Raw genomic sequence first — 24,162 nt, 5'->3', positions numbered from 1 at the left:
GGCTGGGTTTGTATGAGGTGCAACTCTTTTTGGTTGTGGGTGGTGCAACTGTGAGAGCGGTTAAATGTGACGCAGGGTAAACTTTGTGTAACTTTGTTGTTAAATGTCTTGTTGGATAATGAACAGGTCAACTAGGATAGCCAGCGGTCAGACAATTACGGGTGGAAACTATTTTCACCTGCGGGGTGTCCGCAATTTCGCCTCGTTCCGGCGGATTGGCAAGCAGTAACTATCGCTATATGCCCAAAGACATTGAGACGGTATCTACGTGGTAAGAGCAAGAGCCCTCAGCGCTGACAAGCGTGACTGAAAGGCGTGCTTACAACCAGCACAGATACAGTTTCAATGAAGAAGGGGCAGCGCGAAATAATAATGAGAGTGGAGAATTTCATGATAATGAGCACACCAATGCTGGTGACCTTCCTGGTGTATATTTTCGGGATGGTGTTAATCGGCTTACTTGCCTACCGGGCAACCAATAACTTTGACGACTACATTCTGGGCGGCCGTAGCTTGGGTAGCGTGGTAACTGCGCTCTCTGCCGGCGCATCGGATATGAGCGGCTGGTTGCTGATGGGCCTGCCGGGCGCGATCTTCCTGTCCGGTATTTCTGAAAGCTGGATTGCCATTGGCCTGACGATCGGTGCTTACTTTAACTGGAAACTGGTGGCGGGGCGGCTGCGTGTTCATACCGAAGCTAACAATAACGCCCTGACGTTACCGGATTATTTCACCAGCCGTTTTGAAGACAACAGCAAGCTGTTGCGGGTGATTTCAGCCATTGTTATTTTGGTGTTCTTCACCATCTATTGTGCCTCCGGTATCGTGGCCGGTGCGCGTCTGTTCGAAAGCACCTTTGGTATGAGCTACGAAACAGCGCTGTGGGCCGGTGCTGCTGCCACTATCCTCTATACCTTTATTGGTGGTTTCCTGGCGGTGAGCTGGACTGACACTGTACAGGCCAGCCTGATGATTTTCGCGTTGATCCTGACGCCGGTGATTGTGATCTTTGCCGTTGGCGGTATCGACACGTCAATGCTGGTGATTGAGGCGAAGAACCCGGCCAATATCGATATGCTGAAAGGCCTGAACTTTGTGGCTATTCTTTCGCTGCTGGGTTGGGGCTTAGGGTATTTCGGTCAACCACACATTCTGGCGCGTTTTATGGCGGCAGACTCTCACCGCACTATCCGCAGCGCACGCCGTATCAGCATGACCTGGATGATTCTGTGTCTGGCAGGCACCATTGCCGTTGGTTTCTTCGGTATTGCCTACTTTGCCAACAACCCGGAATTGGCGGGTAATGTGTCGCAGAACGGCGAACGCGTGTTTATCGAACTGGCGATGATTCTGTTCAACCCTTGGGTTGCAGGCATTCTACTGTCGGCGATTCTGGCGGCAGTCATGAGTACCCTGAGCTGCCAGTTGCTGGTTTGTTCAAGTGCGATTACTGAAGACTTATACAAAGCTTTCCTGCGTAAAGGTGCCAGCCAGCGTGAGTTGGTGTGGGTCGGGCGTTTGATGGTGTTGGTTGTGGCATTGGTGGCTATCGCCCTGGCAGCAAACCCGGAAAACCGCGTGTTGGGTCTGGTGAGCTATGCATGGGCCGGTTTCGGCGCGGCCTTTGGCCCGGTGGTACTGATCTCTGTGATGTGGTCACGCATGACGCGCAATGGCGCATTGGCCGGTATGCTGGTGGGTGCGGTCACTGTGATCGTCTGGAAACACTTCGCTTGGCTGGGGCTGTATGAAATCATCCCTGGCTTCTTGCTCGGCTGCATCGCTATTGTTGTGGTGAGCCTGATGGGCCGCAAACCTTCGGCGACCATCACCGAACGTTTCGATCAGGCGGAAGCCGAGTTCAAAACCGTTTAATCCTCTCGGGTTAATCATCTCAAAGGGCGCTTAATGCGCCCTTAGGTTGCTGACAAAGCAGGAAAAAGCGTGATTTTTCCTGCTTTGTAGTGATCAGCCGAAAATCAATAAATTGATTTTCCTGATTTTTTATTCATCGATCTCTACTCGCTCTGTGCAGGAATGAGGTTTGTTATCAGTCTGAGGGCGCTTAATGCGCCCTTTGTCATTTATGTCACCGTGGTTTTCTGTCATTTGCCTGAAACAACTGGCGACATTTGATTAGAAAAAATCACCCTTGCAGCTCTTGTATTTCCGCCAGCCAGAATGATAATCACTATCGTTGTGTTTTACTTTTCTTTACATTGGCGTTGCCGCCGTTTTCGGCGTGCGGGCGCTTTGCAGCAGATGCCTTTTTAGGGGTTATTACTTATGTTTGTTCCCTTCCTTATCATGTTCCGTGAGGGGCTTGAGGCTGCGTTAATCGTCAGCCTGATCGCCAGCTACCTAAAACGTACGCAGCGGGGTCAATGGCTAGGTGTGGTATGGATAGGGGTGATTGTTGCCGCTGCCCTGTGCCTGGCGCTGGGTATTTTCATCAATGAAACCACTGGCGAATTCCCACAGAAGCAGCAAGAACTGTTTGAGGGCATTGTTGCGGTGGTGGCGGTGTTTATCCTGACCTATATGGTGTTCTGGATGCGTAAAGTGTCCAAGTCGGTCAAGGTACATCTGGAAGGGGCGATCGACAGCGCCCTCAACTCCGGTAAAGGCCAGGGTTGGGCATTGGTGGCGATGGTCTTTTTTGCCGTAGCCCGCGAAGGGCTGGAATCGGTGTTCTTTCTGCTGGCGGCTTTCCAACAAGACGTGGGGATTGCAGCCCCGATCGGTGCGGTACTGGGTTTGGTTGCCGCAATCATACTGGGCATGGTGATCTACTGGGGCGGTGTGAAGCTGCACCTGGCTAAATTCTTCAAATGGACCAGCCTGTTTATTCTGTTTGTTGCTGCCGGTCTGGCCGCAGGTGCGATCCGCGCCTTCCATGAAGCCGGGTTGTGGAACCACTTCCAGGATATCGCCTTCGATCTCAGCAACCACCTTTCAACCCATTCGCTGTTTGGCACCCTGCTCGAAGGTATCTTCGGCTATCAGGAAGCGCCAACGGTAAGCGAAGTGGCGGTCTATTTCCTGTATCTGATCCCAGCACTGATTTTCTTTTTCCTGCCGCAGCGTGCGGAACCGGCAGCAGTTTCGGCGCAACGTAAAATCAATCATTAATTTTAATAGGGAATTTGTATGTCTACTCCATTATTCCGCCGCAAGGCGTTGCACGCAGCATTACTGGCTCTCCCGGCATTTGCGCTGAGCATTAATGCCTTGGCGGCAGATGTGCCGCAGGTAAAGATTACCGTAAACGATAAACAGTGTGAGCCGATGCAATTGACCGTACCGGCCGGTAAAACCCAATTTGTGGTGCACAACACCAGTCAAAAAAACGTTGAATGGGAAATCCTGAAAGGAGTGATGGTGGTAGAAGAGCGCGAAAATATTGCGCCAGGCTTCACTCAGAAAATGACGGCTAATCTCGATGCGGGTGAGTACGACATGACCTGTGGGTTGCTCAGCAATCCGAAGGGAAAATTGACCGTGACGGCTGCGGTTGGCGCCGCAACTGACGGTAAACCTAATGCGATGGATTTGGTTGGGCCGATTGCCGAATACAAAGTTTACGTGACCAAAGAAGTGGAAGCGCTGGTTAAACAGACCAAACTGTTCACCGATGCGGTAAAAGCCGGCAACGTGGAGCAGGCGCGCAAACTGTATGCTCCAACGCGTCAACACTACGAACGCATTGAACCGATTGCTGAGCTGTTTTCTGATCTGGACGGCAGTATCGATGCCCGTGAAGACGATTACGAGAAGAAAGCGGAAGATCCGAAGTTCACCGGTTTCCACCGTCTGGAAAAAGCGCTGTTTGCTGACAACACCACCAAAGACATGAGCAAATACGCTGAACAATTGTACAACGACACCGTTGAGCTGCAAAAACGCGTGAACGATCTGACCTTCCCGCCAAGCAAAGTGGTCGGTGGTGCAGCCGGTTTGATCGAGGAAGTGGCAGCGAGCAAAATCAGCGGTGAAGAAGACCGTTACAGCCGTACTGATCTGTGGGACTTCCAGGCCAACGTCGACGGCGCACAAAAAATTGTGAACCTGCTGCGTCCGCTACTGGTTAAGGCGAACAAACCCTTGCTGGACAAGATTGACGCCAACTTCAAAACCGTCGATACCATTTTGGCGAAATACAAAACCAAAGAGGGTTATGAGTCTTACGAGAAGCTGACGGATGCCGATCGTAAAGCAATGAAAGGGCCAATCACGACTCTGGCGGAAGACCTGTCACAACTGCGTGGCGTTCTGGGTCTGGATTGAGGCAAAGCACTATGAGTAACAAGATCGGCCCTGAAAACGGGCCGCATCAGCAATCCCAAGGCGCGGCGTCACCGTCGCGTCGTCGTTTGCTGCAAGGGTTAGGGCTCGGCGTTTTGGCGCTGGGTGGCAGCCGTTTGGCTCAGGCAAAAGATAGCGCTGCCGAGCCACTGGCGGTGCCGCAGGACGAACGTTGGCAGAAGCAGCCGTTTTATGGCGTACATCAGGCCGGGATCCTCACGCCGCAGCAGGCGGCAATGATGCTGGTGGCGTTCGACGTACTGGCCAGTAACAAACAGGATTTAGAGCGGCTGTTTCGGCTACTGACAACCCGCATTGCATTTTTGACCACGGGCGGTAAGGCACCGGAAGTGGATCCCAAGTTGCCACCACTTGATTCGGGCATTATGGGACCGGAAATTTATCCGGATAACCTGACTATCACCGTGTCGGTTGGCACCTCGTTGTTTGACGAACGTTTCGGCCTGCAGGCGCATAAACCGCTGCGGTTGCAGAAAATGACGCGCTTTCCCAATGATTCATTGGATGCCAGCCTGTGCCACGGCGATTTGGTGTTGCAGATCTGTGCGAATACCAATGAGACGGTGATCCATGCATTGCGTGACATTATCAAGCATTCGCCGGATCTGCTCAGCGTGCGTTGGAAGCGAGAAGGGTTTATTTCTGCCCACGCGGCACGCAGCAAAGGCAAGGAAACGCCGATCAACCTGTTGGGCTTTAAAGATGGTACCGCCAACCCGAAAACCGACGACAAACCGCTGATGGATCAGGTGGTGTGGGTAGCCGACAATGCCGGGGAACCCGCATGGGCGGTAGGGGGCAGCTATCAGGCTGCGCGTATTATCCGTTTCCACGTGGAGTTCTGGGACCGCACACCGTTGCAGGAACAGCAAACCATCTTTGGTCGCGAGAAGCACAGCGGGGCGCCGCTTGGTATGAAGCATGAGCATGACGAGCCAGACTACGCCCAAGATCCCGAGGGTAAAATGATCCCGATGGATGCGCATATTCGCCTGGCAAACCCGCGCACGCCACAAACGCAGAGCAACTTGTTGTTGCGCCGTGGCTACAGCTATTCGATCGGCGTATCCAATTCCGGCCAACTGGAAATGGGGCTGCTGTTTGTGTGCTACCAGGCCGATCTGGAAAAAGGCTTCCTGACGGTGCAAAAACGCCTGAATGGCGAGGCACTGGAAGAGTATGTCAAACCTATCGGCGGAGGCTATTTCTTTGCGCTACCGGGGGTAAAAGACGCCAATGATTACCTGGGCAGTGGGCTGCTAAAGGCGTAAGTCACATCTCATCTGGCGGGGATTTCCCCGCCTCATTATTTCTGCCATTCACGATGAATCACTGTTAATTAAAATCAATAGCGGCCTTGCGCAATTGGGGGACCGGGCTTTAATTAGGCTAACTATTTTCATTTTTTGTTAAAAGCATTAACATGTTGGCCATAACGTTCCAAATGGTTCATATAATTCGATCCCTTTAACGGCATTCTCCTGATGAAAAGCACTCATAAAAACCGGTTGGCAGTTTCAGCGCTGGTTATTCCAGCACTACTGCCTGTTTCTGCCAGCTTTGCGCAGGACAAGGATAGCGAACAGACCATGGTGGTCACTGCCAAGCGCAGCGGTCTTTCTGAACTCTCAACCCCGGCGGCCGTCAGCGTGGTCACGGGCGATCAAATCCGTGAGGCACGACCGCAGATCAACCTGTCGGAAAGTCTGGGTAGCGTACCTGGCCTGCAAATTCAAAATCGCCAGAACTATGCGCAAGACTTGCAGTTATCGGTGCGCGGCTTTGGCGCACGCTCGATGTATGGCGTGCGTGGGGTGCGTATTTATGTTGACGGTATTCCCGCCACCATGCCGGATGGGCAGGGGCAAACGTCGAACATAGACCTGAATTCGGTCGAAAAGGTGGAAGTGTTGCGCGGGCCGTTTTCCGCACTTTACGGTAACGCATCAGGCGGCATGGTAAACGTGGAAACTGAAACGGGCCAACAGCCTACCCGCCTTGAAGCCAGTTCGTACTTTGGCAGTTACGGCACCTGGCGCTATGGCGTCAAGGCGACCGGAGCCACCGGTGACGGGACCCACGCGGGTGATGTTAACTACACCATTTCTGGCACGCGTTTTACTACCCAAGGGTTCCGTGATCACAGTGGTGCGCAGAAAAATCTCGGCAATGCCAAACTGGGTGTGCGGATCGACGATGTCAGCACGCTTACGCTGCTGTTCAACAGTGTCGATATCCATGCCAATGATCCAGGGGGGCTGACGTCAGCCGAATGGCATGATAATCCACGTCAGGCGCCACGCGCCGATCAATACAATACGCGTAAAAGCACATCGCAAACCCAGGCCGGTTTGCATTATGAGCGCCAGATGGGCGTCAATGATGACTTGAGCATCATGATGTACGCCGGTGAGCGTGAAACCACGCAATACCAGTCGATCCCGGTTGCGGTGCAACAGCGTAGTGCGCAGCATCCCGGTGGAGTGATTGATCTGACGCGTCACTATCAGGGGATTGATACCCGCTGGACGCACCGTGGCGAACTGGGTGTGCCTTATACCCTGACCGGTGGGCTGGACTATGAAACCATGACCGAACAGCGCAAAGGGTATGAAAACTTTACTCAGGTTAACGGCGTAACGGAACTTGGCACCGAAGGTGCGCTGCGTCGGAACGAGCGTAACCTGATGTGGAATGTGGATCCGTACCTGCAAACGTCGTGGCAGTTGACCCAACAATTGACGCTGGATATGGGCATGCGTTACAGCAACGTCAATTTTGATTCCAACGATCATTACATCACCGGCAGCAATGGCGATGACAGCGGCAGTGCCAGTTATCATAAGTGGTTACCAGCCGGATCGCTCAACTATGCCGTGATGAGCGGTTGGAACCTGTATCTGTCTGCCGGTCGTGGCTTTGAAACACCGACCATTAATGAGCTGTCTTACCGTTCCGGTGATCAGGCAGGGCTCAACTTTGGTTTGAACCCTTCAACCAGCGATACGGTGGAGTTGGGCAGTAAAACCCGCATTGGTAATGGACTATTGACCGCTGCCGTTTTCCAAACCGACACACGTAATGAAATTGTGGTGGATGAAAGCAGCAACGGGCGTACCAGTTACAAAAATGCCGGGCAAACCCGCAGACGTGGGCTGGAGCTGGCACTGGATCAGCAGTTCGCCTACGACTGGCGTGTCCAGTTGGCCTGGACGTTGTTGGACGCGCGCTATCGTGATGATGTATGCGGTGATAGCCAGTGTTCGGCAGCGAACAATGTGCCAAGTGGCAACCGTATGCCAGGCATCGCGCGTAATATGGGCTTTGCCTCTTTGGCCTGGTCCCCTCCGGAAGGTTGGTATGCCGGTGCGGAGGTTCGCTATATGAGCGATATCGAGGTAAATGATGCCAACACTGAACAGGCTCCGGCCTATACCACTGTGGGCTTAAATACCGGCTACCGTTATCCAGTAGGCAATTGGATGCTTAATGTTTTCGGTCGGGTAGATAACCTGTTTGATCGGCAATATGTGGGGTCGGTAATCGTCAATGAAGGGAATGGCCGTTACTACGAACCGGCTCCGGGGAGAAACTGGGGCGGTGGGCTGAGCGTTTCTTATACCTTTGAGTAATCGAAACGTGAGTGTACCGACGTAATCAAAGAACACCATGGCGGGAGCTTTCCCGCCTTTTTTATTTATAAATTGAGTGAGAATGGCAGTTTTTTGATTGTGCAAAATTTAATCAGGAAACCGAAATGTCATTCACGGGTTTTAATCATAACTATTTGATCTGCAAGTTGATAAAAATTTTATTGAATGACGTAATCGGCGTGATATAGTGTTCTGGCAGCGTCTAAAAACAAAAAAGATTAAATTTTTTTACATTTTAGCAACGCGCAAGGTTTGAATGTCATTATACTGTAATCATCTGGCGGTAGTTTTCACACGGTGCACAGCTCGAAGCTGTAAATATCACTGCGGGGATCGCTAATGGTAAAGTCCTTGGTTGGGCTAGAAAGAAAAAATAACAGACCTTTCCTGATGACTCGTTGCAACGAGGGCTCTCTCTCCGACTCTCTTTTCCTGACCAAACTACACTCCCGTCATTCCAAATTCTTGTCACTTTTTACTCTACGTTTAATTACGCAACCGCGTTATCCCGTGAAAAATCGGCGTGCCGAAAAGCCCGTTGTGTATTCACTTTTTTTATTGGCTATTGGTGGCTCAAAAGGGAGCCAAAACCTCATCTGTATGTGAAACATAATCGCACGGCCAGGCCGTTGCGGTAGGTGAAACAAACTGTAAGGTGCCACTATGAGACAAAAAGCAGTGATCAAAGCACGTCGTGAAGCGAAACGCGTTATTCGTCGTGACGCTCGTAGTCATCGCCAGCTTGAAGAAGAGTCCGTAACCTCGCTGGTACAAATGGGTGGTGTTGAGTCTATCGGCATGGCGCGAGATAAGCGCGATAGCTCTCCCATCTTGGCGCGAACCGAAGCTCAGGGTCATTACTTAATAGCCATAGATAAGAAACAGTTGATTTTTGCCACCGGTGAAGCCGGCTGCGGCAAAACATTTATCAGCGCTGCGAAAGCGGCAGAAGCCCTTATACATAAAGAAGTGGATCGGATTATTGTTACTCGTCCGGTTTTGCAGGCGGATGAAGACCTCGGTTTCTTACCCGGGGACATTTCTGAGAAGTTCGCTCCTTATTTCCGTCCGGTGTATGACATTCTGGTGCGCCGTTTAGGATCGTCCTTTATGCAATACTGCCTGCGTCCGGAAATCGGCAAGGTAGAGATCGCGCCTTTCGCCTATATGCGCGGGCGTACCTTCGAAAATGCGGTAGTTATCCTGGATGAAGCCCAGAACGTTACCGCCAGCCAAATGAAGATGTTCCTGACCCGTTTGGGTGAGAACGTCACGGTAATCGTCAATGGTGACATAACCCAGTGCGACTTGCCGCGCGGCGTGAAGTCCGGCCTCAGCGACGCGATGGAGCGCTTCGAAGAGGATGAAATGATTGGCATCATCCGCTTTGATAAACAAGACTGCGTCCGCTCCGCCTTGTGCCAGCGCACGCTCAACGCCTACAGTTAAAACCAGCCTGTTAACCAAAGGCCGCCTCGGCGGCCTTTTTCTTTGCTGCCATTAAACCCCGCTCGTTTAGCTTTTGTGTAAATTATTGTGGTTTTTTGTATAGATTTTCGTTTAATTAGCGTTAATGATTAGTGGTGTTCCAGACGGGCGACGCGATTCAACCGCCAAAAGGAAATAACTGGGGTGTACGCTGGATTGGCGTACAGGGTGTTGGGATCTTCAATGCGGTTCAATCATGAAATACATTATTTTACTTCTATTTATTTTATGTGTTGTGTATGTGCATTACCGTGGGCGGGTGCGTTATACCTTCTGGCGGCAACTTTCTGATCATTCCACCTTTACTGCACCGCTGAATGTTTTTATGTACCTGTTTTCACGCGTGCCGACCACGCCCTATTTGAAACCGGAGCAATTCCCAGAGCTACAGACGTTACGGGATAATTGGCAAATCATCCGTGATGAAGGGCAGCAGTTAATGGCGATCCAACAGATTAAAGCGTCGGATCAATTTAACGACGCCGGTTTCAATTCATTCTTCAAAACCGGCTGGAAGCGCTTTTATTTGAAGTGGTATGAAGACAGCCACCCCTCGGCGATGAGCCTGTGCCCGCAAACAACCGCGCTGTTGCGCAGCCTGCCTTCGGTCAAGGCCGCAATGTTTGCTGAACTGCCAGACGGCAGCCGTTTACCGCGTCATCGTGATCCCTATGCTGGTTCGTTGCGTTATCACCTGGGGTTGATTACGCCGAATGATGACCGCTGCTTTATTGAAGTGGATGGCGAACGTTACAGTTGGCGTGACGGCGAGGGTGTGATGTTTGATGAAACCTATCTGCATTTCGCCGAAAACCAGAGTGGGCAGAATCGACTGATTCTGTTTTGTGACATAGAACGACCAATGCGTTTTCGCTGGGCACAAGGTATCAACCATTGGTTGGGCCGTAACCTGATGAGTGCGGCTACCGCGCCAAATGAAGAGGGCGATCGTACCGGTGGCGTCAATAAGCTATTCAAGTACATTTATGCGGTGCGCAAAGTGGGGAAACGGTTAAAAGCGTGGAACCGTACTGGCTATTACATCATTAAATGGATTCTGTTTGGCGGTATCGCGGCGGGTGTGTTTTTCGCAATATAATCTTCTTGGTGTAAAGACGATGGGCGCAGCACGTGCGCCCATCGGTTGATCAGGCAAAGATAGTCATCATATAGGCGGCAAACAGCGCCAGGTGCGCAGTACCGTTCAGCACGTTGGTTCTGCCGGTGGAGAACGAAAGCTGGCATAGCAGCAACACCGTCAGCATCACCACGATATGCGGCGTCTGTAAACCGAAGATCAACGTCTGGCCGGTCAGTGTGGCGATGACGGTGACCGCCGGTACCGTCAGGGAAATGGTAGCCAGCACCGAGCCGAAGAACAGGTTCATGGCGCGCTGTACCTGATTATTCAATACTGCTCGTAGTGCTCCCAGACCTTCAGGCGACAGGATCAGCAGGGCGACCAGGAAGCCTGTAAATTGCGCCGGGGCATTTACCTTGGTTAACAAACCTTCCAGCGGATTGGCATTAAATTTGGTCACCGCGATTACCGCAACCAGATGCACGATCAGCCAAACGGCATGCCAGGCACTGCTGTGCGAGGAAGGCTTACCATGGTGCGGGTCGCCATCGTCGTCTTCGTGCTCATAGACGAACAGGCTCTGGTGAGTTTTGGTCTGGATCACCAGGAATACGCCATACATGGCGGCAGAAATCACCGAAACAAGCAGCGCCTGACCGGTAGTGAAGTTACCGCCCGGCAGCGCACTCGGGAACACCAGTACAATCACCGCCAGCGGGAAAATCGCCATCAGATACTGTTTAATGCCGCCCAGGTTAACGTACTGGGTAGCAAATTTGCGGCCGCCAAGCAGCAGGGCAAAACCCACCAGCCCGGCACTGACAATCATAATGATGGAATAGAGCGTATCGCGCATCAGAGCCGGCGCGGCATCGCCGGTCGCCATCAACGCTGAAATCAGACTCACTTCCAGGATCACCACTGACAGGCTGAGGATCAACGAGCCGTAGGGTTCACCCAAACGATGGGCCAATACGTCAGCATGGCGGACAACGCTGAAGGCACTGCTGAGAATACCGATCAAAGCAATAATGTTAATGCCGACGATCAGTGGGAAGTTACTGGTACTGCCCCACAGATTCAGCACCACCAGCGCGGCGATCGGGAAAAGCAGCGAATACTCAGTGTGGCGGGATTTGGATCGGCCAGGATCGTTTTGCGACTTCATTTCGATGGTACTCCTTCTCAAAAAGCGTGGTCCCGTCATCGCTGGCTGCCGTGAAAGGCAATTTCGCGCATCCAGAATGTATTTTTAATTAATAATAATAGGATACACCCGGTGGTGCGTGCCGGGGAATGATGTGATGTTGTTTCACTTGCAAAAGCGAATGCTTGCAAACTGTGACTAGGTTAACAAAAAAACCGCATGGGATGCGGTTTTCTTTACTTATTTTTACGTAGTGAGATTGATTTTATCCATTAACGGCACATAAATTGCAGTTTGTGTGCGTATGACACCGTTAATAAAGGGAAAAATTCTCATCAGTCGTCAATATTATCCATAATTTCATGCCGTTTATTATGATAACCCTCTTCATTTAGCCCTTCACGCCAGTAAGGTACGGCATAAAGCTGATTACGATCACATTGGCGCTCACGGCGCAGGTAGCGGCGCAGTTCGACCACCAAGCGGTCTTCACCCGCGAGCCAGTATTGGGTGTCGGCTTGTGGCAACGGTAAGGCGCAAAATTGCGTGACTAATTCGGCGGTTTTCTCGGTGCCACCGATAATCCAGCTCAGTTCAAAGCCCGCAGGCTTTTTCAGGTCGATCACGTCGGCGGAGGTATCAACACGGATAAAGGCATGACCTTCGCTGTGTGCCGGTAAGCGCTCCAGCAATGCCGCCAGTGCAGGTAATGAAGAAGGATCGCCAGCCAGGCAGTAGAAATCGGCCTGTGGCAGCATCGGTTTAGGGCCACCGGGATTACTGATACCAATTTTATCGCCGGTTTTAGCTTCACGGGCAAAGTTAACTGCCGGGCCGCTGTGATCGTGTATGGCGAACTCAATGTCGATTTCTGCCTGTTCCGGACGTACCGAACGGATGGAATAGGTACGAACTATCGGACGTACTGCATCCGCTGCCCAACGTGGGCCATTTTCGGTCAGTGTTGGCAGGTCCGGTTGCGTCTGGCCATCAAGCGGCAGGAAAACCTTAATGTGTGCGGCAGCAGCGTTAGCCGGGTAATAGCACAAGTCGGGCGCAGTAAAAGTGATACGACGCAGGTGTGGGGTAATATCGCGAATGGTACTGACTGCAATCAGGTAGGGCGCGCGTGAGCGTGGGGCTTCGGTAGTCACGGGGTTCTCCTTATGTTCGTTTGGCGGTGAGTATACCATGCCATTTGATAATGAGAATTGTTTGCTGATTGAAGCGGCCTGGTCATCCAATTCGTTGACTGGATAGCGATCGGCTTTCCAGGACGTTTAACGAATGAGAGAAAGAGAAATCTCGACATGCTTAGATTTAGTATTTTAACTTTCGATATTATTGCTCGTGAGTACAAATACTTTTTCACTTTAAACATCGTTTGAAACTTGATTGCTTACCGAGAAAAGAATAAGGTCATTATTAACGTGGAAAGGTTTAATTAATTAATAAAATTCCGCACACAATAATTAAGATTGAACAGTGGCTAGGGAGTATGAGCAATCCTATTCCCGGGAGGTTGTTAAGGTGTTAACGCGAGATTTTCTGCAAAATGCGGATTGCAAAACAGCATTCGGCACCATTGAGGAGTCGCTGTTACTGACATCAGAGCAGCGTGCGGCCTCACTGGATTGTACTTTATCCCGTCGGCCAGATAACAGCCCTGTATGGGTCTTCGGCTACGGTTCACTGATGTGGAATCCGGTATTTGAATCTGAAGAGGTGCGACCGGCCACGCTGCAAGGCTGGCATCGCGCCTTCTGTTTACGGTTGACCGCCGGGCGCGGTACGTTGCATCAGCCTGGCCGTATGTTGGCGCTGAAAGAGGGCGGCAATACCACCGGTCTGGCGTTCCGCCTGCCCGAAAGCAAGCTGCGCGAAGAGCTGGAACTGCTGTGGAAGCGCGAAATGGTGACCAACTGTTATTTGCCTACCTGGTGTGATCTTCGACTTGCCGATGGTGAAGTCGTCACCGCGTTGGTGTTTGTCATGAACTCACAGCATCCCCTGTTTGAAGAAGATACCAGCCACCAGGTGATCGCTCCGTTGATCGCCAGCGCCAGCGGGCCATTAGGCACCAATGCCCAGTATCTGTTCGCGCTGGATAACGAGCTAAAAAACCACGGCATGAAGGACGATTGCATCGGTGATTTGGTTAGTTATGTGCAGCAGTGGCTGCAACAGAATACCTCTGGCCCTATCGGTGGCGAAGCAACGGCTTGACAGGCATTCTGCATATCAAGAGGCTCAACATGTTGAGCCTCTTTTCGTTTATCCCCCTTATACTTGGCGGCGTTGCTATTTAGCCCATCCGTCGCCAGTGCCACCACGACGCTACTCGAATTATTTAGGCTATATATATCTAATACCTATAGTTAATAACTTTATTCTGCATGATGATATAATCCATGTTTAAATTGTGGATATTTAACTCTATAATTTTAAATACATTCATGGATTTTTTGGTGATGAAACAGTGATTTCACCCTGGTGAAAAATGTACTTAGCATGAAAATGCATAACTAAAGGTTATTTCTTATTTGTCCCCTTAGATCAGATTCCGTATCACTGTGATTAACAATAGTGATCGACAGGGGGAGTGGATGAACTTTCAACAATTAAAAATCATTCGGGAATCGGCGCGCTGCAACTATAACCTGACCGAAGTGGCCAACACGTTATTTACCTCGCAATCTGGGGTTAGTCGTCATATTCGCGAGCTGGAAGAAGAACTGGGCATTGAGATATTTATCCGCCGTGGCAAGCGTTTATTAGGCATGACCGAGCCGGGCAAAGAGCTGCTGGTGGTGGCGGAACGCATCCTGAACGACGCCAATAATATCCGCCGTCTGGCGGACGTATTCAGCAGTAACGACGCTGGGCAGTTACACATTGCCACCACTCATACTCAGGCGCGCTACAGCCTGCCTGGGGTGATTAAAGAATTCCGCGCGTTGTATCCGCGGGTGCGAGTGGTACTGAATCAGGGCAGTCCTGAAGAAATCGTCGGTATGTTGGCTTCCGGCGAAGCCGATATTGGTATTGCCAGTGAGCGGTTGATGAGTGACGAATCTTTGGCTGCGTTTCCCTATTATCGCTGGCATCACACCATTTTGGTGCCGGAAGGGCATGAACTGACCCGCCAACCCCAGGTGACGCTGGAAATGCTCAGCACCTTGCCGCTGATCACCTATCGTCAGGGGATTACCGGTCGTTCGCGTCTGGACAGCGCCTTTAAGGCGGCTGGTTTGACGCCGGATATCGCCCTAAGCGCGCAGGATTCTGACGTGATCAAAACCTATGTTGAACTGGGGTTGGGAGTTGGCGTGCTGGCAGACATGTCGTACGAGAAGGAGCGTGACCACGGGTTGGTCAGCCTCAATGCAGAACACTTGTTTGAACCCAATACCGTTTGGTTAGGGTTAAAACGCAGTCAGTTACAACGTAACTATGCATGGCGATTTATCCAGCTATGTAACCCGACGCTGTCGCTGACGGAAATTAAAGACAAGGTATTCTCCTCCCAGCTCGATACGGTGATCGATTACCAAATTTGATCAGGGAAATGACGGAAGCCGGGCCAGACACTGTGTCCGGCGAAAGGCAGAGCGGATGCCGCTTTCTAACCTTGCGGCGTTTGTTTTTTCATTGTGCCAATTGTTCCACAGGAGAGTTTCGTCCGGCGATTGTGGCTGTGTTTGTTGCCCGCGGCTTTATTGGCGAATAATCGTGTTCACGGTTTCTTTTTGCTGTTGAGTTGAGAGTTTTGGGGGGTTAGGTCCTTCTGTTTCACATCCTCAAATGTTGTTTTCTCTTCTACGAATTGGCACGTAAACCTGTTACATATGGCTTGGTTTAGCTCCTTGATGGCGTGCTGAAAGCAGAGTGTCGCCTGCTTAATAATCAAAATCTCAGCTATAGACATAAAAAGAATATCTATAGTTGTTTAAGTACCTTCGCCTGCCGATGGCTCTCACATACACTCGCGAAATTACTATAAATTCCATCCGGTTGGAGAGATTTTGATGAAAGCGTTCGTTCCTTCTTTGGTGTTTTTGGCTGTGGCGGCCAGTTTCAGCGCGCAGGCAGCAACCCCAGCCAATACCCTGGTGATTGCTCAGTCAATCGATGACGTTGTCAGTTTTGACCCGGCTCAAGGGTTTGAATTAACCACGGTGCAGTCGTTCAACAGTCTGTATCAACGCCTGATTCAATCGGATCCTCAAAACCCGATCGCGCTTAAACCGACACTGGCCAGTGAATGGCAGGCGGGCAGTGATAACCGCAGCCTGACGTTTACGCTGCGCCCGGATGCTAAATTTTCCAGCGGTAACCCGTTACGCCCGGAGGACGTGATCTTCTCGCTGTCACGGGTGGTGAAGCTGAATTTGGAGCCGTCATTTATCCTGACTCAACTGGGCTGGAATGCTAAAAATGTCGACCAATACCTGAGCAAGGTGGACGATCAACGGGTAAAAATCAGTTGGAGCGAAAACGTCAGCCCGGCGTTCGTGTTGAGCCTGCTTTCGGCTCCGGTATCCTCGATTGTCGATGCCAAAGAAGCGCTGGCACATCAGCAGGGTGATGATTTGGGACACCAGTGGCTGAACAGCCATTCTGCCGGCAGTGGCCCATATAAAATCCGTACTTATGTGCCGCATGAAGTGGTGGTGCTTGACGCCAATCCTACCTCGCCCGAAGGCGCACCAAACCTGAAAACCATCCTGATCAAAAACGTGCCGGATCCAGCCGCACGTCGTTTGTTGATTGAGCAGGGAGATGCGGATATTGCGCGTAACCTGGGGGCTGACCAGATGGCGGCACTGAAAGGTAAGCCGGGCGTCAAACCGTTGGCTATCCCGTACGCATCGCTCTATTTCTTGCAGTTCAACGCCAAGGCGTCACCGGCGCTGGGTAACCCGGCCTTCTGGGAAGCGGCGCGCTGGTTATTCGACTATAAAGGTATCGCCGACGACCTGCTGAAAGGCCAATTCCAGACGCATCAAGCATTCCTGCCAGAGGGTTATCTGGGGGCGTTGAAGGATCAGCCTTACAGCTTTAACCCGACTAAGGCTAAAGAGATTCTGGCTAAGGCCGGTCTGAAAAACGTCAGCTTTAAGCTGGAGGTCAACAATCAGCCGCCGTATCTGGATATTGCTCAGGCATTGCAGGCCAGCTTCGCGCAGGGTGGAGTGAAGGTGGATCTGGTGCCGGGTCTCAGTGCGCAAGTCTCTACCAAGGTTAAATCCCTGAACTACGATGCGACGCTGACCTCCTGGGGGCCGGACTATTTTGATCCGAACACCAATGCCGCCGCTTTCGCCTATAACCCGGAAGACGGCAGCAAAACCTTGGCCTGGCGTGCCAACTGGCAAATCCCTGCGCTGAGCAAATTGACGCTGGCGGCAACGGCGGAAAATGACACCGCTAAACGGGTGGCGGATTACCAACAGTTGCAGCAAGCCGTTCAACAAAGTTCACCGTTTGTGATTGGCTTACAGGCACGTAGCCTGATTGCGGTACGTGACAACCTCAAAGGTTACGAGCAGGGCATCAATCCTGACATGGTGTTCTACAGCAAGGTCAGTAAGTAATGATAAGCCGTATTTCTTCCGCCGGGTTCGCCCGGCGTAGTTGGCGCTGGGGCCGCGGGCTGTTCACCGGCTTGCTGTCATTGGCGCTAACACTGCTTGGCCTGCTGTTATTCACCTTTATGCTTTCGCATTTGGCGCCAATTGATCCCACGTTGCAGATCGCCGGTGATCACGCCAGCGAAGCCACTTATGCACAGGTACGCCACGATCTGGGGTTGGATCAACCTCTGCCGGTGCAATTCTGGCGTTATCTGGTTCATCTGGCACACGGGGATATGGGGATCTCACGCATTACTTCGCAACCTGTGCTGAGCGATTTGCTGCGTACCTTCCCTGCGACGGTGGAACTGGCAACTTGCGCCATTATCCTCGGTGCGGTTGGTGGCATTACGTTGGCGTTTCTCGCGGTGATTAAACCGGGTGGCTGGCTGGATAACGTGGCACGTCTGTTGTCGTTGATCGGTTATTCAGTACCTATCTTCTGGCTTAGCCTGCTGGGATTGTTGTTATTTTACGCCACGCTGCATTGGTCGGCAGGGCCGGGCCGCCTGGACGATATCTATCTGTACAGTATGGAGCCGCGCAGCGGGTTTATCCTGATTGACAGTTGGTTGTCTGGCGATCGTGAGATGTTCTATAACGCCATCAGTCACCTGTGGTTGCCGGTGGTCGCACTGGCATTGCTGTCGATGGCGGGTATCACACGCTTGCTGCGTGCAGCCATGCTGGAAGAGTGTAATAAAGAATACGTGACCCTGGCACGCTCCAAAGGCGCCAGCCGCACGCGGATTTTGCTGCGCCATGTTTTTCCCAACGTGCTCGGCACACTGATTACGGTATTGTCACTGTCCTATGCCAGTTTGCTGGAAGGTGCCGTGCTGACCGAAACGGTGTTTGCCTGGCCGGGGGTTGGGCGTTATCTGACCACGGCACTGTTTGCCGCAGATACGCCGGCAATTCTTGGCGCAACATTGTTGATTGGCACCTGTTTCGTGGTGCTTAACGCGCTGGCTGACGCGCTGACCTATTTAGTGGACCCGCGAACCCGATGAGCCAATACCTTTCTGAACATGAACCCCAGAACGAGCCGGCAACCGGTTATCGCTCGCGTGGCAAAATGACCGCGCTGACGTTGGGCGCCACGCTGGTGGCGATCTTGATCCTCACCGCACTGCTGGCTCCGTGGCTAGCCCCCTTTGACCCCAATCTACAGCATATAGAGATGCGTTTATTGCCGCCGTCTTCCGGTCATTGGCTGGGTACTGACGGTTTTGGGCGTGATCTGTTGTCACGGGTCATTTATGGCGCGCGGCCAACACTAATTCTGGTGTCATTGATCCTGTTGCTGACCATTCCGATTGGGTTGTTGGTGGGTATCAGCGCTGGTTACCTCGGTGGCTGGGTTGAGCGTATTTTGATGCGCGTGACCGATATTTTTCTGTCGTTGCCAAGCCTGGTAATCGCATTGGCGTTTGTTGCGGTACTCGGTCCAGGGTTGATGAATGGCGCACTGGCTCTGGCATTGACCAGTTGGCCTTCTTTTGCCCGACAGGCACGGGCGGAAACACTCGCGCTGCGCCGCAGTGATTATCTGGCGGCTGCACGTATGCAAGGCATTGGCGGTTTGCGGCTGATGGCCGGCCATATCTTGCCGCTGTGTCTGCCGAGTGCGGTGGTTCGTGCTGCGTTGAGCTTGGGTGGGATTATCTTGTCTGCCGCCGGTTTGGGGTTTCTCGGTATGGGTGTGGCACCGCCAACCGCGGAATGGGGATCGATGGTGGCTGAAGGCAGTAAAGTGATTTTTGATCAGTGGTGGGTTGCCGCTGCACCGGGTGGGGCAATCCTGTTTGCCAGTCTGGCCTTTAACCTGTTGGGCGATGGCCTGCGCGATAAAATGGATCCTCGACATGGGCATTGATAACAATTTATTGACCGTTGAACAGCTGTCGGTGGCACTGCCAGGGTCGCAGCCACTGGTCAAAGGTATTTCTTTCAGCATGGGACAGGAACGGTTGGCGCTGGTGGGAGAATCTGGTTCGGGCAAATCTTTGACCGCGCGCGCCTTGATGGGGCTTTTGCCACCGCCGTTACAATTGCAGGCGCAGCGTTTGACGTTAGGGGGAGAGGATCTGACGCGGCTGAATGAACGTCAGTGGAACCGTCTGCGTGGTAACAAAGTGGCAATGGTGATGCAGGATCCCAAACATGCGCTAAACCCGACTCAACAAATTGGTCGCCAGGTGGAAGAGCCACTGTTACTGCATACCCGCCTGGGCCGTGCCGAACGGCGGGAGAAAGTGCTGGATATGCTGGCGGCGGTGGGGTTGCCCGATCCGGTCGCGCTACGCCAACGCTACCCACATCAGTTGTCCGGTGGTATGGGGCAACGTGTGATGCTGGCGATTGCGCTGATTAACGATCCGCAGTTACTGATTGCCGACGAACCAACGTCGGCGCTTGATCACCAGATGCGCGATCAGGTACTGCAACTGATCGAGAATCTGGTCGAACAACGCAATATGGGCCTGATTTTGATCAGCCATGATTTACAGCAGGTTGCGCACTACTGCGAGCGGGTGCTGGTGATGTACAAGGGTGAACTGCTGGATCAATTACCTGCTGATCGCCTGGCAACAGCCACTCACCCTTATACCCGCACACTGTGGTCGTGTCGGCCAAGTAGGGAAACGCACGGTAAACAGTTGCCCGTATTGGATCGCGCGTTGCTGGAGTCACTGAAATGAGCTTGATTACTTTGGATAACCTCAGTGTCAGCCACCGGCAGGGCTATGAATTGCGCACCGTGGTACATGAAGTCAGTCTGCATATTGAGCAGGGTGAGTGTTTCGGCCTCGTTGGCCCTTCCGGCTGTGGGAAGTCGTCGCTGTTGTGGGTGCTGGCTGGGTTGAATGAAAATTGGAGCGGGGGGTTCCAGCTGTTGGGTCGTGACCTACAGCCGGGACGGCCTTTTACCGGCACGCTGCGGCGTGAGGTGCAAATGGTCTTTCAGGATCCCTACGCCTCGCTACACCCCAAGCACCGGCTGCTGCGCACATTAGCGGAGCCGCTGAAGTTGCTGAACGAGAGCGACATCGAAAGGAAAATCAGCGCCGGTTTTCGTCAGGTAGGGTTAGACCCCCGGTTGTTAGATCGTTATCCGCATCAGCTTTCCGGTGGTCAGCGCCAACGGGTGGCGATAGTGCGTGCGCTGCTGCTAAAACCCAAGCTATTGTTACTGGATGAGCCAACCTCGGCACTGGATATGTCGGTGCAGGCGGAGATCCTCAACCTGCTCAATGAGCTAAAACGGGCAGGTGACCTGACGATGATCCTGGTCAGCCACGATGCTGACGTGATTGACCACATGTGCGATCGCTCGGTGGCGATGGCGCACGGCCGTTTGGTGAACTGAAAACTGCCCGCCCTTAACCCGGCGGGTATATTCATCTGCGTAATAAATAAAGCAATTTATAGTCGTTCTTCTGCTAAGTCACTGCCTCTACACTCGAAAAAATAGCGCATCCGCGTGATTCTGGAGAGTGCATCTCATGAAACGGTTAATCCCCACCTTATTGTTCAGCGCCCTGGCGGCGAGCGTTGGTGCGCAGGCTGCTACCCCAAAAGACACACTGGTGGTGGTCAGTTCGCTGGAAGGCGTCATCAGTCTGGATCCGGCCGAAAGCTTTGAAACTGTCAGTTCGGCCAACCTGGTCAATCTGTATCAGCGGCTACTTACGCCTGACCGTAGCACACCGGAAAAACTGGCAGCGGAACTGGCCAGTGGCTGGGAGGTGGGTGCGGACGGCCACAGCCTGATTTTTACCCTGAAAGCTAACCAACGTTTTGCTTCCGGCAACCCGGTGCGGCCGGAGGATGTGATCTTCTCGTTGGTAAGGGCGGTGAAACTGAACAAAGCACCGTCGTTTATTCTCGGCGAGTTCGGCTGGACGCCGGATAATGTAGCGAGCCAGTTGACGAAGCTGAGTGACAACCAACTGCAAGTGAGTTGGTCGGCCAATATCGGCAGCGGGCTGGCGTTGCGACTGTTGACTGCGCCAGTAGCGTCGATCGTCGATGAAAAACTGTTGAATGAGCACAGCCAACAGGGTGACTACGGTAATCTTTGGTTACGGTCGCATTCCGCAGGGGCCGGGCCTTATCGCGTCAGCAACTATGTTCCGCATGAGGCACTGTTGTTCAGTCGCAACGACTACGCTCAACCGCAAGCCAAATTGAAAACGGTGCTGCTGAAGAACGTCAGCGATGCCGGTACTCGACGGCTGTTGTTACTCAAGGGAGATGCTGACGTGGCCTATGATCTGGGGGCCGATCAGTTCAATTCGCTGCGTAAAGAGCCGGGTGTGAGGATAGAGCAGCAGGACTCGTCCAAAGTCTATTACCTCGGCTTCAACACCGGCAGCAAACAGACGCCGGCATTGAGCAACCCTGCCTTGTGGCAGGCTGCGCGCTGGTTGGTGGACTACCAGGCGATAGCTGACAACCTGCTGAAGGGACAATACCGCGTCCACCAAGCCTTTCTGCCGCTCGGGCTGGATGGTGCCATCGACGATCAACCGTTCAAACTCGACGTAGACAAGGCCAAACAGATTCTGCATGACGCCGGTATCGCTGAAGGGACGCATATTGATCTGATCGTCATCAACCAGCCACCGTATACCGATATTGCCCAAGCGCTGCAGGCCAGCTTTGCCAAGGCAGGTTTGCAACTGGATATCCATCCGGTGGTGGAAAGCGATCTGTGGGGCAAAATGCGCAGTCGTGATTTCCAGGCCATTTTCACCTATTGGGGGGCCGACTATCTGGATCCGAACACTAACGCCAGCGCCTTTGCTTACAACGTGCCCGACGGGCCGAAAACCCTGGCATGGCGCACCCAGTGGAACATCCCGGCACTGAGTGCGGAAACCCGCGCAGCGGCGGCGGAAGGTGACGTGGCAAAACGCGCGACACGCTACGTCGCCTTGCAGCGCGAATTACAGGCCCGTTCACCTTACGTGGTGGCATTGCAGGGACAAACGCTGGTGGCACTGCGCGATAACGTCAAAGACGCCAACGTGGATATCGCCAACAGCATGCTGTATCTGGATCGCGTGAGTAAGTAACCCGACATGTTCCCCCCAGTGCCGGGAGCTGTCTGGGACCGATAGAGGCGCTAACCGCCTGAGCGATTATTGGCCGAAGCGACCGATAATCCCCGCACCGCCCTTGGCGTGGCCCTTTAATTTTTCCAGTAGTTGCTCACGGGTTAATCCTGGGCCAAGCGCATGAGGCGGTAGATCGGTGGCGATCAGCACAAACGTATAGTGATGAAACCCGGAACCGGCCGGTGGGCAGGGGCCATGATAAACCGCGGTACCGGGCGAATTTTTACCACCGACAAAGCCTTTACCTTGGGTGAGATCGCCTTCAGCGAATCCGTTGGTGGTGGCTGGGATGCCATAGGCGACTAAATGACTGACGCCCAGACCGGCTTTTCCCTCTGGATCGGACAACAATAGGGCGAAGCTTTTGGTATCTGCCGGCGGGTTGGCCCAGCTTAGCGGTGGCGAAATGTTGTCGCCGGTGCAGCTGGCGTTACCCGGTGTGGCTCCGGCATATTTCTGTGCCAGCGTACCGCCGTCCTGAAATGCCGGTGAGCTGAGGGTAAAGGTGCCCGCGGCCTGTGCCGTAAACGACAGTGAACCGGTAACACATGCCGTGCCGAGCATGAGTGCGAATAAACCACGACCGATCATACAACCTCCCATGTTTGATTAAATAAATCATAGTGGCACAGGCGGGCACTCGCCATAACAGTGGTCTCAACACTCGGCTATAACAGCAGCCCATGGGATTGGACGGGCTATGTCAGGGTGAATAAAGGTGAAATAAGGTGATTTCACCGTGAAAAGGTGTTCAGCCAATATCCGCCGTTGACAACAGAACCCACCAACCGGAAACAGCCAGATAAAGGCCAAATGGCAGCGGTGAATGCCAGTCGGTTTTGCGCAATAAACAGGCTGCTGCCGCGGTGCACAGACCGGCGGCCGCTGCGACAGTGACCAGTACCGGCAAAGCCGCCCATCCCGTCCAGGCACCCAATGCCGCCAGCAGTTTAAAGTCTCCCTGGCCAATGCCGTCCGTTTCGTGTCTGCGGCGATAGGCCGCATTGAGCAGCCATAGAGACAGATAACCGGCGGTAGCGCCCGTGACTGCCTCAGTCAGTGAGGCAAAATAGCCCTGCTGATTAACCAACAAACCGGCCCACAGCAACGGTTGTGTCAGGCGGTCCGGCAGCAAGCGGCATTGCCAGTCGATGAACGCCAGCGCGAGCAAGAGGGCGGCCACCGGCAGTAAGAGGACACGTTGTGGCAGCGGGATATCGAAGGGCAGAGCTGCTAACCCGGCACCAAGGGCTATCAACCAGATCCAACGTGTTGTCTGGGGCGACGGAGGCGATATAGGCCCCTGTGACAGGGAATCAATCAGCCGTATTGCCGCCGCTGCCGAAAGGAGCATAGCCAGGATAAACAAGCCCCGATACCAGAGATCAAACTGTGGGTTATCGAGCATAAAACGTCCTTGTAGAGCTGAAAATAGTGTTCAAAATAGCGGCAAAACACGGTAAGCATGGAGTGAATGATTGGCCTTTGTTCAGCCTTGCGAGGAGGGCCGCAAAGCGTTGTATGGGGTGATGAAAAACGCATTGATATTTTTAATTGATATTTATAATCAATGGATTAGTGTGATTTATTGTTTGGCGATGCTCTTTTTTTCGGCAAAATTGATAATGAAATAAAGTGAATTTTACCCTTTAGATGTGGGGCTTTAAGTATGAGTCTGATAGCGGCAACACACTCTGGCTAAATT

At 52.7% G+C, this 24,162-nt stretch carries 19 protein-coding genes; 15 read left to right on the top strand and 4 right to left on the bottom strand.

All coding sequences use genetic code 11. The features are described 5' to 3' along the window. Positions 1–390: 390 nt before the first annotated feature. From putP to lpxO, 7 genes are all read left to right on the top strand, one after another. Positions 391–1,875, top strand: coding sequence for a sodium/proline symporter PutP (gene putP, locus SGBXF1_RS14695; RefSeq protein ID WP_037419083.1), 1,485 nt, complete (start codon positions 391–393; stop codon positions 1,873–1,875). 411 nt (positions 1,876–2,286) lie between these two features. Then, positions 2,287–3,132, top strand: coding sequence for an iron uptake transporter permease EfeU (gene efeU, locus SGBXF1_RS14690; protein ID WP_186427065.1), 846 nt, complete (start codon positions 2,287–2,289; stop codon positions 3,130–3,132). A gap of 18 nt (positions 3,133–3,150) precedes the next feature. Next, positions 3,151–4,287 (top strand): iron uptake system protein EfeO, encoded by a 1,137-nt coding sequence (gene efeO, locus SGBXF1_RS14685; protein WP_186427064.1) that lies wholly within the window; start codon positions 3,151–3,153, stop codon positions 4,285–4,287. Between the two features lie 11 nt (positions 4,288–4,298). Continuing rightward, positions 4,299–5,597: an iron uptake transporter deferrochelatase/peroxidase subunit gene (gene efeB, locus SGBXF1_RS14680; protein WP_130381135.1), complete on the top strand. Its 1,299-nt coding sequence runs from the start codon at positions 4,299–4,301 to the stop codon at positions 5,595–5,597. 213 nt (positions 5,598–5,810) lie between these two features. Continuing rightward, the gene (pqqU, locus tag SGBXF1_RS14675; protein WP_037419091.1) at positions 5,811–7,958 is read left to right on the top strand and encodes a TonB-dependent receptor PqqU; all 2,148 of its coding nucleotides are present in this window, start codon (positions 5,811–5,813) and stop codon (positions 7,956–7,958) included. Positions 7,959–8,642: 684 nt separating this feature from the next. After that, the gene (gene phoH, locus SGBXF1_RS14670; RefSeq protein WP_020827477.1) at positions 8,643–9,428 is read left to right on the top strand and encodes a phosphate starvation-inducible protein PhoH; all 786 of its coding nucleotides are present in this window, start codon (positions 8,643–8,645) and stop codon (positions 9,426–9,428) included. A 235-nt stretch (positions 9,429–9,663) separates the two neighbouring features. Continuing rightward, complete coding sequence (gene lpxO / locus SGBXF1_RS14665; RefSeq protein WP_186427063.1) at positions 9,664–10,566, top strand: lipid A hydroxylase LpxO; 903 nt, start codon at positions 9,664–9,666, stop codon at positions 10,564–10,566. A gap of 49 nt (positions 10,567–10,615) precedes the next feature. On the opposite strand, the gene chaA is transcribed toward lpxO, so the two are convergent. Both chaA and SGBXF1_RS14655 read right to left on the bottom strand, forming a co-directional pair. Then, positions 10,616–11,716: a sodium-potassium/proton antiporter ChaA gene (chaA, locus tag SGBXF1_RS14660; RefSeq protein ID WP_037419099.1), complete on the bottom strand. Its 1,101-nt coding sequence runs from the start codon at positions 11,714–11,716 to the stop codon at positions 10,616–10,618. Positions 11,717–12,030: 314 nt separating this feature from the next. Next, positions 12,031–12,849: a siderophore-interacting protein gene (locus SGBXF1_RS14655; protein ID WP_186427062.1), complete on the bottom strand. Its 819-nt coding sequence runs from the start codon at positions 12,847–12,849 to the stop codon at positions 12,031–12,033. Positions 12,850–13,225: 376 nt separating this feature from the next. Between SGBXF1_RS14655 and SGBXF1_RS14650 the strand changes: the two genes are divergently transcribed. From SGBXF1_RS14650 to SGBXF1_RS14615, 8 genes are all read left to right on the top strand, one after another. Then, on the top strand, positions 13,226–13,921 hold the full coding sequence (locus SGBXF1_RS14650; RefSeq protein WP_037419106.1) for a gamma-glutamylcyclotransferase: 696 nt from the start codon (positions 13,226–13,228) through the stop codon (positions 13,919–13,921). A 380-nt stretch (positions 13,922–14,301) separates the two neighbouring features. Then, positions 14,302–15,255 (top strand): HTH-type transcriptional regulator Cbl, encoded by a 954-nt coding sequence (gene cbl / locus SGBXF1_RS14645; protein ID WP_012145640.1) that lies wholly within the window; start codon positions 14,302–14,304, stop codon positions 15,253–15,255. Between the two features lie 468 nt (positions 15,256–15,723). Next, positions 15,724–17,292 (top strand): ABC transporter substrate-binding protein, encoded by a 1,569-nt coding sequence (locus SGBXF1_RS14640; RefSeq protein WP_186427061.1) that lies wholly within the window; start codon positions 15,724–15,726, stop codon positions 17,290–17,292. Further along, entirely contained in the window at positions 17,292–18,344 is a 1,053-nt protein-coding gene (locus tag SGBXF1_RS14635) for an ABC transporter permease (RefSeq protein ID WP_061806517.1), read from the top strand. The genes SGBXF1_RS14640 and SGBXF1_RS14635 overlap by 1 nt, the downstream gene beginning before the upstream one ends. Beyond that, positions 18,341–19,210, top strand: coding sequence for an ABC transporter permease (locus SGBXF1_RS14630; protein WP_037419116.1), 870 nt, complete (start codon positions 18,341–18,343; stop codon positions 19,208–19,210). The genes SGBXF1_RS14635 and SGBXF1_RS14630 overlap by 4 nt, the downstream gene beginning before the upstream one ends. Further along, a complete protein-coding gene (locus SGBXF1_RS14625) occupies positions 19,200–20,036 on the top strand; it encodes an ABC transporter ATP-binding protein (protein ID WP_186427060.1) in 837 nt (278 codons plus the stop codon). The genes SGBXF1_RS14630 and SGBXF1_RS14625 overlap by 11 nt, the downstream gene beginning before the upstream one ends. Beyond that, positions 20,033–20,704 (top strand): ABC transporter ATP-binding protein, encoded by a 672-nt coding sequence (locus tag SGBXF1_RS14620; RefSeq protein ID WP_130381123.1) that lies wholly within the window; start codon positions 20,033–20,035, stop codon positions 20,702–20,704. The genes SGBXF1_RS14625 and SGBXF1_RS14620 overlap by 4 nt, the downstream gene beginning before the upstream one ends. A 136-nt stretch (positions 20,705–20,840) precedes the next feature. Next, positions 20,841–22,415 carry an ABC transporter substrate-binding protein gene (locus tag SGBXF1_RS14615; RefSeq protein WP_186427059.1) on the top strand — a complete coding sequence of 525 codons (1,575 nt, stop codon included), beginning with the start codon at positions 20,841–20,843 and terminating at the stop codon, positions 22,413–22,415. Between the two features lie 66 nt (positions 22,416–22,481). Here SGBXF1_RS14615 and SGBXF1_RS14610 read toward each other — a convergent pair whose 3' ends face one another. Together SGBXF1_RS14610 and SGBXF1_RS14605 are read right to left on the bottom strand one after the other, a co-directional pair. Beyond that, on the bottom strand, positions 22,482–23,048 hold the full coding sequence (locus tag SGBXF1_RS14610; protein WP_186427058.1) for a YbhB/YbcL family Raf kinase inhibitor-like protein: 567 nt from the start codon (positions 23,046–23,048) through the stop codon (positions 22,482–22,484). 160 nt (positions 23,049–23,208) lie between these two features. Then, positions 23,209–23,865, bottom strand: a complete 657-nt coding sequence (locus tag SGBXF1_RS14605; protein ID WP_186427057.1) for a prepilin peptidase — start codon at positions 23,863–23,865, stop codon at positions 23,209–23,211. Positions 23,866–24,162 lie beyond the last annotated feature (297 nt).

It is taken from the genome of Serratia grimesii (genome assembly GCF_900186025.1).
GTDB lineage: Bacteria > Pseudomonadota > Gammaproteobacteria > Enterobacterales > Enterobacteriaceae > Serratia > Serratia grimesii.
This window is presented reverse-complemented; position numbering and strand designations above follow the sequence as displayed.